At 61.0% G+C, this 16,467-nt stretch carries 9 protein-coding genes; 2 read left to right on the top strand and 7 right to left on the bottom strand.

The genetic code is table 11. The features are described from left to right. The first annotated feature begins 447 nt into the window (after positions 1–447). Positions 448–663 carry a SymE family type I addiction module toxin gene (locus AC3WRI_RS20325; RefSeq protein ID WP_492293937.1) on the top strand — a complete coding sequence of 72 codons (216 nt, stop codon included), beginning with the start codon at positions 448–450 and terminating at the stop codon, positions 661–663. Positions 664–1,206: 543 nt separating this feature from the next. Here AC3WRI_RS20325 and AC3WRI_RS20320 read toward each other — a convergent pair. Further along, positions 1,207–2,223 carry a restriction endonuclease gene (locus tag AC3WRI_RS20320; protein ID WP_492293936.1) on the bottom strand — a complete coding sequence of 339 codons (1,017 nt, stop codon included), beginning with the start codon at positions 2,221–2,223 and terminating at the stop codon, positions 1,207–1,209. Between the two features lie 451 nt (positions 2,224–2,674). Here AC3WRI_RS20320 and AC3WRI_RS20315 point away from each other — a divergent pair, with 451 nt between their 5' ends. Continuing rightward, the gene (locus tag AC3WRI_RS20315; protein ID WP_492293934.1) at positions 2,675–6,553 is read left to right on the top strand and encodes an nSTAND3 domain-containing NTPase; all 3,879 of its coding nucleotides are present in this window, start codon (positions 2,675–2,677) and stop codon (positions 6,551–6,553) included. Between the two features lie 157 nt (positions 6,554–6,710). Here the strand turns inward: AC3WRI_RS20315 and AC3WRI_RS20310 are convergent, their stop codons facing one another. The 6 genes from AC3WRI_RS20310 to AC3WRI_RS20285 all read right to left on the bottom strand — a co-directional run bounded on the left by AC3WRI_RS20310 (position 6,711) and on the right by AC3WRI_RS20285 (position 16,450). Then, positions 6,711–8,630, bottom strand: a complete 1,920-nt coding sequence (locus tag AC3WRI_RS20310) for an AAA family ATPase (RefSeq protein WP_492293933.1) — start codon at positions 8,628–8,630, stop codon at positions 6,711–6,713. Between the two features lie 89 nt (positions 8,631–8,719). Next, positions 8,720–9,241 carry a DUF2059 domain-containing protein gene (locus AC3WRI_RS20305; RefSeq protein ID WP_492293931.1) on the bottom strand — a complete coding sequence of 174 codons (522 nt, stop codon included), beginning with the start codon at positions 9,239–9,241 and terminating at the stop codon, positions 8,720–8,722. A gap of 207 nt (positions 9,242–9,448) precedes the next feature. Further along, the gene (locus AC3WRI_RS20300) at positions 9,449–10,636 is read right to left on the bottom strand and encodes a ribonucleotide-diphosphate reductase subunit beta (RefSeq protein ID WP_492293929.1); all 1,188 of its coding nucleotides are present in this window, start codon (positions 10,634–10,636) and stop codon (positions 9,449–9,451) included. 145 nt (positions 10,637–10,781) lie between these two features. After that, complete coding sequence (locus AC3WRI_RS20295; protein WP_492293927.1) at positions 10,782–13,715, bottom strand: ribonucleoside-diphosphate reductase subunit alpha; 2,934 nt, start codon at positions 13,713–13,715, stop codon at positions 10,782–10,784. A gap of 495 nt (positions 13,716–14,210) precedes the next feature. Further along, entirely contained in the window at positions 14,211–14,828 is a 618-nt protein-coding gene (gene ampD, locus AC3WRI_RS20290) for a 1,6-anhydro-N-acetylmuramyl-L-alanine amidase AmpD (RefSeq protein WP_011616073.1), read from the bottom strand. Beyond that, complete coding sequence (locus tag AC3WRI_RS20285; RefSeq protein ID WP_193385846.1) at positions 14,825–16,450, bottom strand: sigma-54-dependent transcriptional regulator; 1,626 nt, start codon at positions 16,448–16,450, stop codon at positions 14,825–14,827. The genes ampD and AC3WRI_RS20285 overlap by 4 nt, the downstream gene beginning before the upstream one ends. Positions 16,451–16,467: the final 17 nt, after the last annotated feature.

The raw sequence follows: 16,467 nt of genomic DNA, 5'->3' as shown, positions 1-16,467 counted from the left end.
CTCCTCATCCGCCTAGCCCATCGGCAGATCACGCAGCGGCCATCCCCTGTCTGAACAGCATCGCGGGGACGGAAAAGGGGACAGATCTATTTCTGATCTTGAAATGGCTCTGTCCCCTTTCTTCCTGATCTTGAAATAGATCATCCCCTTTCTCTCCCGGCGAGTGCGAGGGCTATGGGCTCATCAAGGTCTGCGAACTTAGACTCGTCTCATTCCCCGACATGCGCGTGACGCGTAGGCTTGCCCATGGTGCTGAACACACCCCCTGCAGCGTTGCCACGTCCGACAGCCGTGGCGCGTCTTCCATAGCTTTCTGCTAAGGCCGGGCAGCGCGCATCGATACAAGACCCGAAAGGGGAAACATGCGGGCCGATCTGCGGGCGGTGTTCAAGTGCCCGGCCGCCCAGTTTGCACGGGCGAATCCAAGTTTTGAATTAGGAGTTCGCTATGCGGAAGATATCTTCCACTGCGCACGTGCGCACATTCACGACCAGTTACAGGCATTTCCGCGTCAAGGCAGCTGAAGGTAACCGCTATAGCGGGATGCGATGCGTTCCATGGATTCGGTTAGGTGGGGTATGGTTGGAACGGGCAGGCTTCAGAATCGGGCAAGCGCTCAAGGTGGAAGTACGGAATAAGGTTGTCGTAATTTCCTCGGAATAGCCGCAGTGGGAAGGGATTCGTAGATGCATTGCTGCGGATCCCCCAATCCCTGCCAGCGACAACAGACAGCCGCAGGGGATCAACGAAGTAGTGATCGCCCAACACTGGTGCGTACGACAGCGTCTCGGCCTGTTAGTCCATTGAGGTGCAGTGCAGATAAAGGCACACTGTCAGCTTGACCGGTGAGCCACACTAGCTCAACGATGCGGATGGGTGACATATTCCTCGCAGAGGCACCGCGGAACCGTCATGCTTCCCGTCAGTCGCCGAGCAATCCAGCTGCACCTCTCTAAATGGGTGCCCTCATGGGCTACGCTAGCTCCCGGAACTTTGCTCGTCGGCTCTCCAGTAGCCGTGCAGACGTAAGTGAGTTCGTTAGTGTGGAATCGGAGTAAGGCGTTTACCGACGAACCGCCGTTCGCCTGGACGATGGCGAAAGGCGGCTACCGACTGCAGATTCAACCGGTCGATGCAACAGCTGTTCCCTTCAAGATTGTGCGGCCATCGGTCAGAGCGATTCTGAACGCCTTCAAGACGATAGCGCTATCTTCCGCGGCGGATTCTGTCGATCCATAAGTCCAAATCGTCGCGATCGACTTTTCCTAATTGATAGCGATCCCGCTGGATTCGCTGGGCGGCACCTCGCGTCAAGAAAGTGCTGGTGACGACGAAAGCCTTCGACGCGCCAAACTCATCCCTGGTATCGGCCAATTCCCGCACAATGGACAGTCCAACCTTGTTTCCCACTTGTTTCTTCTTTGCTTGCCAGAGCGTCTTGAAGAGGCCCAGGGGGCCAAGGTCCTTGATCGCGATCACATCTACACCACCGTCCTTCGTACCTTCCATCAGTTCGACCTCGTACCCGTCCGCCTCCAGAAGTTCTGCGATCAGCCTCTCAAACTGGCGCCAGTGCAGGTCGTCAATATTGCCTGATCGTGCCAGCAGCGTCTGAAGGACGGAATGGCTTGGTGAAAGTCGAGCTACCTCAAGCCGCGACTCTGGCAGCAAGATCGATCGAGGCTCGAAGAAATACTCAGACCCAATAAAATCGTCCCAGTGATCGGGCCCGCGCGCGCCATACAGCTGGAAGAGAGCTAGGGATCGCGACTTGGGGTTGGCAGCAAGCAAACGCTCGATATAGGCGACCAGATGCGGCTCTGCGTCGTGCGCGTCGTCGACAACTATGAAAAAACTCGCGGCTCTACCCAGTTCAATGAGAGACGATCCGAGCTCAGAGTGCAGCACCTGCTGAGCTGATACAGCGATTCCACTTCCGCCGGTATCTTTAAGGTGCTCCGCGCTATCGACGAACGCTACGCCCCGTTCCTCGCCCGCGACGCGCCATTGCTGCACGAGCGCCCGATACGGGCTGATGACCAGCATATTGCTATTGCGCTTCAATCGGAGCAGTTCGTGTCCGGTGTACTGTGCAACGGACGTCTTTCCCATTCCGGGACCCGATATAAGGCGGGCCCGCTGCCCATCGTCCGCCAGGTATTTCGCGACAAATGCCATCTGCCAGTCAGCAAGTGGGGTTGATTTCCTTCGCGTATCGGTCATAGGAAAGGTCAGGAGTATTTTGCCGTCACCGTATCACAGCCTTGCAGCATGCTGCCCGCGCTGCCGAACCAGGGAGGCGATAGCAACCTAGCCCTCTCGGGGCCTCAGGACGTTGAGGTTTCAGGGCAGTAGGTAGGTATCGCCGGCGGCCTGCGGCGGCAACTTGATCGTCAGTGCCTTGAAATCGGCGTTGGATGCGACCGAACCTGAGTGCGCGACGCCTTTCGGATGGCGATCAGGTCTCTAGAGCCGACCCCGCGCTGTTCACTGCCACCCAAGATATACGCCTTCCAGAAATGAAATAGTGGATCTCGTCGGCGCTGGTGTGGTGGGCCCCCAAAAGTAGGGTGCATACGGTTCACCCACTTGACGTTATACGACGGTATCCTGTTTTTCCCTGCTTGCCACGGATATGTTCCGGCGGCTTTGTCCGCTCCTTGATTGGGAATCTATGTCGTACGCGATTACTGCACCGAAAAAATTCGAATTCCAAGATCTCGTTTGCACGGAGCTGGGCCTACGGGCTCTGGATCTCCAAGGTGCGGCTCTCATTGGAGAACCAAAGGGCGGCGAAGATGGAAGATTGACACTTCCTAGCGCTGTCGGGACTGAACCATGGTGCGTCGAAATTCAGGTGAAGGGAGAGACTGGCACGTTTGATGTGGCGAGACTAACCGAATTCCTCGTGCATTTTCCCGCGTACAAGGACAAGAATACCCTTATTGAGCGTTTGGTCTCGGACCCCTGCCTCAGCGCATTGTTTAGCGTTTCCGCGCGCGGGTCCGATGCGCTGCAGCCTTTGCTGCTGCCTCCGGACTGGTCGACACGTGAGCTAACCGAGGAACGCTCAGGCAATGTAGATCGTCTCGTTCAGGACGTTCGCCAAGAGCTTGGAAGGATTGCGGCCAATGCGGCGAAGCAGATTGACACCGCTAGCAAGCCCGGCCGGCTTGACAAGAAGCGCAGCACGCATCTCCAAGCGGTTGCACGGATGTCGATCGATGACTTGCGGCGCGGCATCAAGAAGGTCTTGATCCATGACATGCAGACGACCGCCGGCATTGAAGTTCGTTTGCAGGCGATCTTGCGAGAATCACATCGGGTACCCACCGATCGCTTACGAGATGGCATCGCGAGTCTTGCCAAGGCCGTAGAACGCTCCAAAGACACGCAATCCGACTCACTTGGCGACTTTCGTATGGTGCTGGACGAACTGGCGCCGCCTTCGGTTGTCTCGGGCCAGTATCTCATGCGCGGTCAGGAGGAGGACCTGCTTGAGCGGCTGCGGAAGAACGGCGCCATATGTCTTTCTGGACCACCAAGAGCAGGCAAGACATGGACCGCACGCTGGCTGGCGGCACAGCTTCAGAAGAATGGCTTTGAAGTGCGGGTCGGCAACGATGTGGGGGAGGCAGACCGGTATCTGACCGCTCCCACGAAGAGCGAACGCGCATTTCTCCTGGACGATCCGCTTGGGGACAGGATGTTGTCGTCAAAGGCGGGAGAAGTGGTGGCGGGTCTGATCTCGCTAGTCAAGCGATTGCCGAGCGGTCGCAGACTGATCGTGGCCCAGGTGCAGGAGCCCGTGCTGAGCTATTATCGGCGCCAAACTCTTGCAGCGTGCAGACAGGATGGCATCGAATGGATTGCCCTGTCCGAACCAGGCGCCGAGTTCGCCAGCAGGCTTTGGAGTGCAGCATGTGAGCAGCATGATGTCCCGGCCACTATGAGAGAGCGGATACAGGGGCTGATATCCATTGATCCATCATTTCGGGAGCCGGGCGCGCTAGAGTTTCTCGCCACACAGGCGGCCGGAATGCATGCACAGGCCTCTGTGGACGAAATTCTGTTGCGCGCCCATATGTCTGCTACCACGCTCGGGCGTGAGCTTGCTGCCTCCCATTCGGGGATGGAGGCATTACTGATTGGCTTGGCGATTGCAACGGACTCGGCGACGGCGGTGCAGGAGACGGAGCTGGCCTACGTCTTGGAGGGAAAAGGCGAACGAGCGGGTCTGCGAAAGCATGACCATGTGTCTGTCACGATGGCCCCCGCTTCGGAAAGCCCGGCAGAGCCGGCACCGGCCTATGCGCGCCCGCATGAGCTGAGTCCGGAATGCCGGCATCTCAAGACGACGCTTGAGCGGCATCGTTTCATTGACGCGAATTCGGCAGCGCTGAACTTCACTCATCCCTATTTCCGGGCCACTGCGCAACAACTGGTTGCACCCGAAACGTCCGAATCCATCGCTGTGACACGTTCAGTAACGGAACGAGCCATAAGTTGCCTGCAGGCGACGACTTCAAAGGCGGCGGCGTCGAATCTTCCCTGGATTGGCAGTCTTGTGAAGGAGGCAGGGCGTCCCGAGCCCTTTGCGATCGATTTGGCTGTGTTCGGACTGCGCTCCATATTTCCTGCCACCCGAGACATCTGCTTTGCATACCTGATGAACAATCTCGCAGAGTTGACGCAGGAACAGCATGAGGCAATCCCGATATGGACCAGGTGGGTCACCGCGCCCCTTTCAGAGATGGCGAGCTTCGACGGTGGGGCATACATTGTTGATGGAGAACTGGGGTCCGACTACTTTGGTCGCGTGTTTGGAAGGGCATCGGAGGCAGAAATCAAGCCATTCCTCGATGCTATCGAAAATGGTGTCGCGCTCGATCTGGGGCTGGAACGGTCGCGGGACATCTGCCGGTATCTTGAATCGAACGCAGATCGAATCACGCCCACGCTTTGCCAGCATCTACTCAGCTCGGACCTGAGTGCCATTCGCGCCGTCGCGGTGGAAGCTTGGCTTGCCATGTCGCGGGATTGCGCCGCCGACGCCGACATTCGGCAGCGCGTGGAACGCGACAGAAGCCCCGCAGTGACTGTCGGTGCTTTGCACGGCGTTGCACGAAGCTGGAGGGGGGCGGATTCAAATCGTCGTGAAGCCCTATTAAAGCTTCTTTTGGGACACCTTGGTAGCGCCGGATCGGCGACGGCGGCATTTCTGGAGTTGGTGCTCTTTGATCGGGTTGAGAGGTTCGGGAAAAATCCGCCTTGGGACTTGTTTGCGCTGCTGACACCTGCAGCCATGGATGTGCTGCCGCCATCCGTGACCTTCGACAACGGGCGACTGGCCAATGCTGTCGAAAATGCCATCGCCGCAGGGGAATCGGAGTCTCTTGTGCCGCTCTTAACGTCCTGGGCAGCAAGATTGGCGATGATGGAAACGTCTGAAAAGCATGCGCCGGGTGATTATGATCTTTACCTGGTTCCCCTTTTGGTTGACGCCACGCGCGACCATCCGCAATTGCGCGCGCCGATACTCGGGCAGCTCATGGGGCTAACCAACACCGGGGCGCGCATGACCTTCATCGCCCACCTTGTAGATGCGTGGCCTCATCTGCAAGACGACGAGCAGGCCGGCGTTTGCAGAATGTTACGTGAAGACAGTAAGGACATCATCTGGTTGCGAGCGGCAGCGCTTGTCCGCAAGACCGTACCCCTTGCGATTCAAGAGGCGGTGCCAGGAATCGGTGAGGTACCTATTGACACCTTGTCGGCGGAGGAACTGATACGGACACTTGGCGAAGATTTGACATCCGCCTGTCTACTGGTTGCAACCAAGTACTATGGCGTCTTTTCTCGAATCGCGATCGGCGGCGAACGGTCGCCGGTCACCCGGAAGTTGATTGAATGGATTGGCGCGCGGCCCGAACACGCTTGCTTCGAGTCTGCATTCCGGTGGCTCTATCAAGCGCGAGACATTGCGGCGATCGACCGTGTGATTGAAGAACTGCCAGAAGAGAAGTTGAATGCGTTCTTCGCGCTGATGCTGGATTTGAAGCTGGACGAACACGCGGCGTGGGCGCGTTCCGCATGGACCGCCTTGCTGGACAAGGGGGAAAGGTCCGGTTTGCTGGCGAACTGGCTGGCGCAGATCCGCGAGGCATCGCCTGTTCTGTTGTATGGACTTATCGAGGTAGGGGAGTGGCTGGACGACAAGTATGCGAAGTTGGTCCAGGAGAAGTTACAAGAAGACTTCACTTGCACGCTTCTGGCAAAAACGCTCATCCGGCTTGCGTGCAGCCTAACCCCACAGACGGCTGCAGAAGCTAGGCAAAACCTTTTGATAATCGTCGACAGCGTGCCGCCCTTGCTGGAGCCCTCCTGGGATATCGCTAAGCGTGCTCTAGGTGCGTTGTCAGCGCCAGCATCCGATCTTCAGAAGGTGGAGGCCCGGCGACGGCGTGCGATCGAGAACGAGCAGTCGATTCGCGAATCCTTGCGAGCGAAATTCCCTACGCCGGCTTACCCGCCAGGATGGACTGGCCGCTGACGTAAAACAGACTCGAAGCGCACTTCCGCTAGGTCGCCTTACTGACCGAAGGCTGGCGATTTTCAGACGACCATGTTCTGCTTATCGAATGGCAGAAGCTGAACGTGGTCATTCCATTCATCGGCGCCCGATGAATGCTTCTCGGCCAACTTGGCATTCACACCATCCTCCCGAACTCAAGAATTGCCGCGCACAGCCGCTGAAGTGTCGGCGATGAATGACCTGCCTCACGGGCTGCTGACAGCCAATCAGCAATGAACAGATCTTGCTTATCGAGTCCGCCTTCATTCCCATACCTCGCCCGCGCAGCATTCACGAACGGTTCGTAGTGCTCCGCAAAGTCTGCCTTAATAACGCCCCCAAGGTTGGTTGGCCAGATCGCATGGTTCTCACCGACGATGCAAGCATCCGGGAACAACGGATGTGCGTGACCAAGCAAGGCCCCAAGTGCCCGATTGTCGCGCTCGTGTTTGGCCCGGTGCTCCGGCCGCTGCGTGTCGCCGTCCGCGTCGAATACGACGAACACCGGGAGTCCAAGCTCTACGGCAATCGCCAGTGGCTGAATGAGTTTGTCCTTTCCGTTTACTGGGATCAGGTGGCAGCCCAGGCGGCGAAACTCCGACCAGCGGTTCGCCAGATGCAGCTCTGTCGTGATGTAGGAAACATCTTCCAGCCCTTCGACAAGCACTGGAACCCGCGCGAAGAACATCTCGGAGATTCCAGGCTGCAAGGCCTGATGGATTTTCGCGACCAAACCGGCAGTCGGGCGCCGTACGTCATCGCCCAGGACCGCGCGCACGCGAGCGCACAGGTTCGCGAAAGTCAAAGCCTTGACTTGGGATCCGGCATCGCGATTTCGCTGCTGCACAATTCGCGCATTCTCAAAGCCGTCCCCGGTGACAAACAGGGGGGAATGAGTCGTGACGAGAATCTGGTTGTTGGCGGTAGCAAGTTCACTGAAGACGTCGGACAAATGCCGTGCCTGCGGGGGATGTTGATACAACTCCGGCTCTTCGCACCCTAGGAGCAGCGTTGGGGCATCCGGCGCGTCAGAGGCAGCGAGCTCTTGAAGCAAGGCTAACAAGTACGATCTCTGCAGGCCGTGCCCCATGCGTGCGAGACTACCAATGAAGTCGCTGTCACCAGTCTTGATGCCAGCAATAGGCGGTTGAACAACCACCGACTTATTTGGATCCGACAGCCACTCCATGCCCAGCCGTACGTTAGGATGTGCCCACGATTCAAGCCGTCGCTGCAGTGACTTTGAAATGTCGGTCAGACTGGCCTGATTGCGGTCGAGGAGTCCCTGATAGCGCGCTAGTGTGTCCGCCTTCAATGCCTCCAACTCAGCGTCGAAGTTGGATCGGGCTCTTACCGCCCGCGCGATGAGCTTGCCAAGGGCCGTGTTCTTTGCTTCAAGGCCTTCCTCACCCGCATCCTTAACCGCAGGCACATACACCCACTGGACGTAGCGCGCCAGCTTGCCTGTACTGTTGACCCCGTAGAAGTCATCGGCGCTGGGAATCAGCCTGCATAGCCCCGCGTGATCAGCCTCGTAGCTCCGCAGGGCTTGCGCCTTATCGTCTTTCGAACGGACATTTGGCAATTCAGCAAATCTGGCCCGCAACTCATCATAGATCTGGCCCAACTCAGGCGCCTTCGCCCCGGCCTTGTCCGCCTCGAAGAAGGCGCGAAACTCATCCATGCCGAGCCGTTGTCCATAGTGCCTTACCACACCAGCGCCACTGGCAGGATCGAATATGGCTTCCGCCGTGACGACGAGTTCATTCTGTCGGACGTAGGCAGCCAGATCACTCTGTGCTGCCTGGTTCAAGTCGTCGAAGGTCAGCGTAATCCTAATTGGAGCAGCGGTGTTCTTGCAGAAATAGTCCTCGTCGATGAGCTTACTAATGTCAGTAGCCGAAGTGGCACGCTCCTGAAAGAACACATTTAGGGCCGCCAATATCGTGGATTTGCCCGCGCCATTCGGCCCTACGAAACATGAGTACCGGTTAAGCACAACAGTTGCGTCCTGGAAACTGCGAAAGTTCTCGATCCGTACACTCTTGATCTTCATCGTATTCTCTCTCTGCCTATCAGCAACCGCAGCAGCATGGGGCTCCGTGCTGCACGGGTCCCGCCTCCTCCACAACCCGGCGCCCAAACTCAGGAACTCGCCGACGCTTGGCTAAGCGCCGCCGACAATGCCTCCGACACAAAGCTCTTAAGCAGATCCGAAGACCGCGCACGCACACTGCGGCCAATATCGTTCTGCTTCTCCGTCAGCTTGACGAAGACCTTTGACGACCTGCCGTCAGCCGTCAGCGAGCGCAACTCATCGGCGGAGAAAGTCTCCGCATAGGTTTGCGCCAGATTCTGGTTCCATTGCGGCTGATATTTCGACTGTAGCTTCCGCAGTTCAGCGGACAGCAACGATTGCGCCTTGGAGGCGCCAACTGATTTCTCGATACTGGCATAGGTGACAGTCTTCTTCGCGACTGCCTCGGCAAGCGCCGTCATGCCATCGCCTAGTTGCCGCTGTTGGACTAGCACCATTGCGGCGTCGCTGGCCTCCCTGGCGAGAGCGGATGCCGGCGTGCCCGTCGTGATGGAAAGTACTGTGAGGAACGCGGCCAGGAGCGTGTTGAATCGCTCCGGCCTGTTGCAGAACCGGGCTACTGAAATCATTTGACCCCTCTTCTCTACTGCCAATCAGGCCGATGTGGCCCAAATTGATTCCAGTGGATTCTTATTTGTTGGAATACCTGCACGAGCAAGGAGTATTCTTTCATTCCCAGACGGGTACCGTCATCCCCCGAAAGTGGTATCAAGTCCTGAAAATGCAAAAAAAATGGGAGCCCATCGGCTCCCATTTTTCTCACAATCCAACCACCCTCAATCCCAGCTCAACGCCCCACCCGTCTGATACTCAATAACCCGCGTCTCAAAGAAGTTCCGCTCCTTCTTCAAGTCAATCATCTCGCTCATCCACGGGAACGGATTCTCCTCATTCGCGAACAACTGATCCAACCCAATCTGCTGGCAACGCCGATTGCAAATGAACCGCAGATACCCCTTAAACATCGGCGCATTCAACCCCAACACCCCACGCGGCATCGTATCCTCCGCATAGCGATACTCCAGGTCCACCGCCTTCTTGAACAACTCAGTAATCTCAGCCTTGAATTCCGCCGTCCACAGATGCGGATTCTCCAGCTTGATCTGGTTGATCAGGTCGATACCAAAATTGCAGTGCAGCGACTCATCACGCAGGATGTACTGGTACTGCTCAGCAGCCCCAGTCATCTTGTTCTGCCGGCCCATCGCCAGGATCTGCGTAAAGCCCACATAGAAGAACAGCCCTTCCATGATGCAGGCGAACACGATCAGGCTCTTCAGCAGCTTCTGGTCGTTTTCCGGCGTGCCGGTCTTGAACGACGGATCCGTCAGCGTGTCGATAAACGGGATCAGGAACTCGTCCTTGTCGCGGATCGACTGCACTTCGTGGTACGCGTTGAAGATCTCGGCTTCGTTCAGGCCGAGGGACTCCACGATGTACTGGTATGCGTGGGTGTGGATGGCCTCTTCAAAGGCCTGGCGCAGCAGGTACTGGCGGCATTCCGGCGCGGTGATCTGGCGGTAGGTGCCCAGCACGATGTTGTTGGCGGCCAGCGAGTCGGCGGTGACGAAGAAGCCGAGGTTGCGCTTGATGATGCGGCGCTCGTCCTCGGTCAGGCCGTTGGGGTCTTTCCACAGGGCGATGTCGCGGGACATGTTGATTTCCTGCGGCATCCAGTGGTTGGCGCAGCCGGCCAGGTATTTTTCCCACGCCCACTTGTACTTGAACGGGACCAGCTGGTTGACGTCGGTCGAGCCGTTGATCACGCGCTTGTCGGCGGCGTTGACGCGGCGGTTGCTTTGCGCGGCGGCGGCGTTGGGGTTGTTGCCCAGGATGCCGGGCTGCGTGGCGGCCGGCGGCAGAACGCCTTGCTGGTCGGCCGTGGCGGCAGCAGCAGCGGGTTGCAGGGCAGGCTGCGGTGCGGCCTGCGGGGTGGCTTGAACGTCGTCGTCCCAGCTCAGCATGATGTGGTTCTCCGTGATTCGATTTGGGGGCGGCGGTTTGGTCGGATTTGACGCTTCACTTCGTGGTGGCGCCGGCCCTCACCCCCGCCCCTCTCCCGCAAGCGGGAGAGGGGAGCAAACCGAGGGTGGCTTTTACTCTCTTACGTTATTGGCAGGCTTCGCACTCTTCGAAGCCGGGGTCGCCCGGGCGCATCGTGCAGACCGCGCCTTCGGCTTCCGGCATAGCCGGGGCCGATGCGGCGGCTGCGTCCAGGGCGGAGCCGCTGTCGCTGCCCGACGACACTGCGTTCAGCGAGCCGCGCGACACGGTGGACTTCTCCACGTGGGTCGCAGCCATGGTGCGCAGGTAGTAGGTGGTCTTCAGGCCGCGCAGCCAGGCCAGCTTGTAGGTATCGTCCAGCTTCTTGCCCGAGGCGCCGGCCATGTAGATGTTCAGGGACTGGGCCTGGTCGATCCACTTCTGGCGGCGGCTGGCGGCTTCCACCAGCCAGGTCGGCTCCACTTCGAACGCGGTGGCGTAGATGTCGCGCAGGTCTTGCGGGATGCGGTCGATGCGCGACAGCGAGCCGTCGAAGTACTTCAGGTCGGCAACCATCACCTCGTCCCACAGGCCGCGTTCCTTCAGGTCGCGCACCAGGTAGTCGTTGACCACGGTGAACTCGCCCGACAGGTTGGACTTGACGTACAGGTTCTGGAAGGTCGGCTCGATGCAGGCCGACACGCCGATGATGTTCGAAATGGTCGCGGTCGGGGCGATCGCGATGCAGTTCGAGTTGCGCATGCCGTGCTGCTTGATGCGGGCGCGCAGCGCGTCCCAGTCCATCGTGCTGGACAGGTCCACTTCCAGGTAGCCGCCGCGCTCTTCGGCCAGCAGCTTGAGCGAGTCTTGCGGCAGGATGCCACGATCCCACAGCGAGCCTTCATAGGTGCTGTAGCGGCCGCGCTCTTCGGCCAGCTCGGTCGAAGCCTGGTAGGCGTAGTAGCACACCGCTTCCATCGAGGTATCGGCAAACTTGACGGCGGCGTCGCTGGAATACGGCGTGCGCAGCACGTGCAGGCAGTCCTGGAAGCCCATGATGCCCATGCCGACCGGACGGTGGCGCAGGTTGGAATTGCGCGCCTTGTCCACGGCGTAGTAGTTGATGTCGATCACGTTGTCGAGCATGCGCATGGCGGTGCGCACGGTCTTCTGCAGCTTGGCGTGATCCAGCGCGTAGGTGCCGTCGGCCTGCTTCGCCATGTGGGCGACCAGGTTGACCGAGCCCAGGTTGCAGACGGCGATCTCGCTCTCATTGGTGTTGAGCGTGATTTCCGTGCACAGGTTGGAGCTGTGCACCACGCCCACGTGCTGCTGCGGGCTGCGGATGTTGCACGGATCCTTGAAGGTGATCCACGGGTGGCCGGTCTCGAACAGCATGCCCAGCATCTTGCGCCACAGTTGCAGCGCGGGCAGCTTCTTGAACAGCTTCAGTTCGCCGCTGGCGGCCTTGGCTTCATAGCCCAGGTAGGCCTTCTCGAATTCCTTGCCGACCTTGTCGTGCAGGTCCGGGCAGGTGGCGGGCGAGAACAGGGTCCATTCGCCGCCTTCCATCACGCGCTTCATGAACAGGTCCGGGATCCAGTTGGCCGTGTTCATGTCGTGGGTGCGGCGGCGGTCGTCGCCGGTGTTCTTGCGCAGTTCCAGGAACTCTTCGATGTCCAGGTGCCACGTTTCCAGGTAGGCGCAGACGGCGCCCTTGCGCTTGCCGCCCTGGTTCACGGCCACGGCGGTGTCGTTGACCACCTTCAGGAACGGGACCACGCCTTGCGACTTGCCGTTGGTGCCCTTGATGTGCGAGCCGAGTGCGCGCACGTTGGTCCAGTCATTGCCCAGGCCGCCGGCGAACTTGGACAGCAGCGCGTTTTCCTTCAGCGCTTCGTAGATGCCTTCCAGGTCGTCGGAGACGGTGGTCAGGTAGCACGACGACAGCTGCGAGCGGCGGGTGCCGGAGTTGAACAGGGTCGGCGTGGACGACATGAAGTCGAACGACGACAGCAGCTGGTAGAACTCGATGGCGCGCGCTTCGCGGTCCTTCTCGTTCAGCGCCAGGCCCATGGCCACGCGCATGAAGAAGGCCTGCGGCATTTCGATGCGGGTTTCATCGATATGCAGGAAGTAGCGGTCGTACAGGGTCTGCAGGCCCAGGTAGTTGAACTGGAAGTCGCGGCCGGCGTCCAGCGCGGCGCCCAGGCGGGCCAGGTCGAAGGTGGCCAGCTTTTCGTCCAGCAGCTCGGCTTCGATGCCGCGGGCGATGAACTTGGGGAAGTACTCGGCGTAGCGGCTGGACATCTCGCCCTGGGTCACTTCGGCACCCAGGATTTCCTTGCGGATCGTGTGCAGCAGGATACGGGCGGTGACCTGGCTGTAGTTCGGGTCCTTTTCAATCAGGGTACGCGCGGCCAGGATGGCGGAGTCGTACACCTGCGTCATCGGCACGCCTTCGTACAGGTTCTTCAGGGTTTCCTTCAGGATCGGCTCGGCGCTCACTGCGTTGCCAAGGCCGCTGCAGGCGTTGTCGATCAGGTCATGCAGCGCGGCGATGTCCAGCACGTGCGTGACGCCGCCATCGGTCACGTTGACCGAGATGCCGCCTTCCTGCACGCGGGCCACGGCCTGGGCGTTGGCCTGGGCGCGCTCGTCCTTGCGCTTCTCGCGGTACAGCACGTAGGCGCGGGCCACTTCATGCTCGCCCGAGCGCATCAGCGCCAGTTCCACGTGGTCCTGCACGTCTTCGATATGGATGGCGCCGCCGTTGGGGCGGCTGCGCACCAGTGCGCGCACGACGTTGTCAGTCAGTTGCTCGACGATCTCGCGCACACGCGCGGACGCGGCGCCCTGCCCGCCGTTCACGGCGAGGAAGGCCTTGGTCATGGCAACGGCGATCTTGGACGGCTCGAAAGCCACCACGGCGCCGTTGCGTCGAATGATCTTGTGATCCGGGTAGTTCGTATTGGCGGCGTTGGCGGGGGTCTGCTGCGCGGTCGGTGCAATACCGGCGGCGGCGCCACCCGTGGTGATTTCGTTCTGGGCCGTTTGCATGAGAACTCCTGTTTTTACCCTGGAAATAAGAGACAAAAGAGTCCCTGGCGAAATGCGGCGAAAAGAACGTCCCTCCCGGCGTGAGGTCGGGGGCGGACAGACTGCCTTTACGTGAACATTTCGCCAGGGACTCTTGTGATTCGCTGGCCTTAGCGGGCGGTTTCGAGACGATGCACGAACTTCGTGATCCCTGACTCACCCTTGGGGCCGGCTCCCCGGTTGGACTACTAGATATAGTGTGTGACGCGTGAAACTGGGCTAAGTATAGTGAAACGAATCCGAATGACCAGTCTTGACAAGCGCTATTTCGGGGGCGGTTGCGCCGATGCGGCAGCGCCACATGCCCGCAAGCCTAATACTCGCAAGGGTTTTCGCCAGACCGTTCGCAACTGCACATTTCACAAAAATTTTTTTGATTGTTGCGAGGTTGCGATAGCCCCACCCCGAGGCAGGGCATGTGCGCCGGAACGGGGCGCACGGGGATGGGGAATGAGGTTAAGGATTCGTCACCTGGCCAGCCGCGCCAGGGCACTGGTAGGGCAACATGCCGGGCGCCACGCCGGCCTGCCTGGCAAAGCGTGCCCAGTCGAAATGCGGGCCGGGATCGGTCTTGCGCCCCGGGGCGATGTCGCTGTGGCCGGCAATCGCGCGCACCGGGTAGGCGGCCAGCAGCGCCGGCACCAGCGCGGCCACGGTGTCGTACTGGGCCAGGGTGAACGGCAGGTCGTCGCAGCCCTCGATCTCGATGCCGATGGAGAAATCGTTGCAGCGGGCGCGGCCGAAGAAGTCGGACTGTCCGGCGTGCCAGGCCCGCTGCGTGCACGGGACAAACTGCACCAGCTCCCCCTCGCGCGTGACCAGGAAGTGCGCGGACACCTGCACCTGGTGGATGGTGGCAAAGTACGGGTGCTTGTTGGGATCGAGCCGGTTCTGGAAGAAGGCCTCGATGTCGCCGCTGCCGAACTGGCCGGGCGGCAGGCTGATGTTGTGCAGCACCACCAGGTCCACCGGCATGCCGGCCGGGCGCTCGTCAAAGTTTGGTGACGGCACGCGGCGCGCGGCGGGGACCCAGCCGTCGGCCTCTGGCAGATAGCGGTGCTCGGGCTTGCTCATGACGTGCCCTCGCCTTCCACGGTGCTGCGTTCGGCGGCGTCCATGGCCTCGCGGATGCCCAGTTGCTGGATACGGTAGCGCAGCTGGCGCAGGTTCAGGCCCAGCAGCGGCGCGGCCGCGGTGCGGTTGAAGTTGGTCTGCGCCAGCGCCTGCAGGATCAGCTCGCGCTCCACGGCTTCCAGCCTGGCTTGCAGGTCGATCGGGAAGACGATGCCGCGGCAGGCGCGTTCGGCGGGATCGCCGGCGGGCTCGGGTTCGGGCGCGCTGGCCGGGGCGGGCACCACGGGCGGCGGCTCTGCCGGGGCCGGCGCGGGCGCGGCGGCCGGCGGCACCGGCGCCCACATGCCTGCGGCGCCCCAGGGGGCGGAATAGTTGGTGGGCGCCATCGCCGGCGCGGGGGCATGCATCAGCCCGGCGCGCTCGGCGCCGGCGTCCAGCGGGCCCAGGTCGGCCAGCTCGATCTCTTCGCTCTCGGCAAAGGCGTAGGCGCGCTCCAGCAGGTTCTCCAGCTCGCGCACGTTGCCGGGGAACGGATAGGCCACCAGCCGTTGCAGCGCCGCCGGCGACAGCCGCTTGGGGCGCGGGTCGCCGTAGCGCACCGCCAGGTGGTCCAGGATGGCGCGCGCCAGCACCGGGATGTCTTCACCGCGCTCGCGCAGCGTGGGCATGCGCAGCGCCAGCACGTTCAGGCGGTAGTACAAGTCCTGCCGGAACTGCCCGGCCGACACCATCGCCGCCAGGTCCTTGTGGCTGGCGCACATCACGCGCACGTCGACGGCGTCTTCGCGGCTGGCGCCGATCTTGCGCACGCGGCGCTCCTGCAGCGCGCGCAGCAGCTTGACCTGCATCGGCAGCGGCAGGTCGGCCACCTCGTCGAGCAGCAGCGTGCCGCCGTTGGCGGCCTGGAAGAAGCCGCCGCGCTCCCCGTCGGCACCGGTGAAGGCGCCTTTGACATGGCCGAAGAACTCGGACTCCATCAGGTTCTCGGGGATGGCGCCGCAGTTGACGGCGATAAACGGATGCGCGGCCCGGCCGCTGGTCGCGTGGATGGCGCGCGCGGCGCGCTCCTTGCCGCTGCCGGATTCGCCGCTGATCACCACCGGCGCCATGCTGCGCGCCAGCCGCGACAGCGAACGGCGCACCTCCAGCATGGCGGCGGAATGGCCGGGCAGCAGGGCGGCGGCTCGGTCGGCGGCCTGCTCGGCCGCGGCGGCTTCGGCATCGGTGCTGTCGCGTTGCTGGCGGCCCAGCGCGTTCAGCACCAGGCTGCGCAGCTGCTCCAGCGATACCGGCTTGGCGATGTAGTCGAAGGCGCCGGCCTTGAGTGCTTCCACGGCGTTGTCGGCGCTGCCGTAGGCGGTGATGACCGCCACCGGGATGCGTTCCGGCGCGGCCGACAGCTGGCGCACGATCTCGATGCCCAGGCCGTCGCCCAGGCGCATGTCGGTCAGCACCAGGCTGTAGCGGCGCTGCGCCAGCTTCTCGCGCGCCTCGGCGAGCGAGCCGGCCAGCACCACGTCATGGCCCATGCGGCGGATCGAGATGTCCAGCAGCTCGCGCAGGTCGGCCTCGTCGTCGATGACCAGGATGGGATCGGGCGCTCGGGACATTCGGGGTGGCATGGGGTGGTGGCTGGGTT

The organism is Cupriavidus sp. FW305-27 (genome assembly GCF_058787995.1).
The sequence above is the reverse complement of the archived record's forward strand: the minus strand, read 5'-3'. Positions and strand labels throughout refer to the sequence as shown.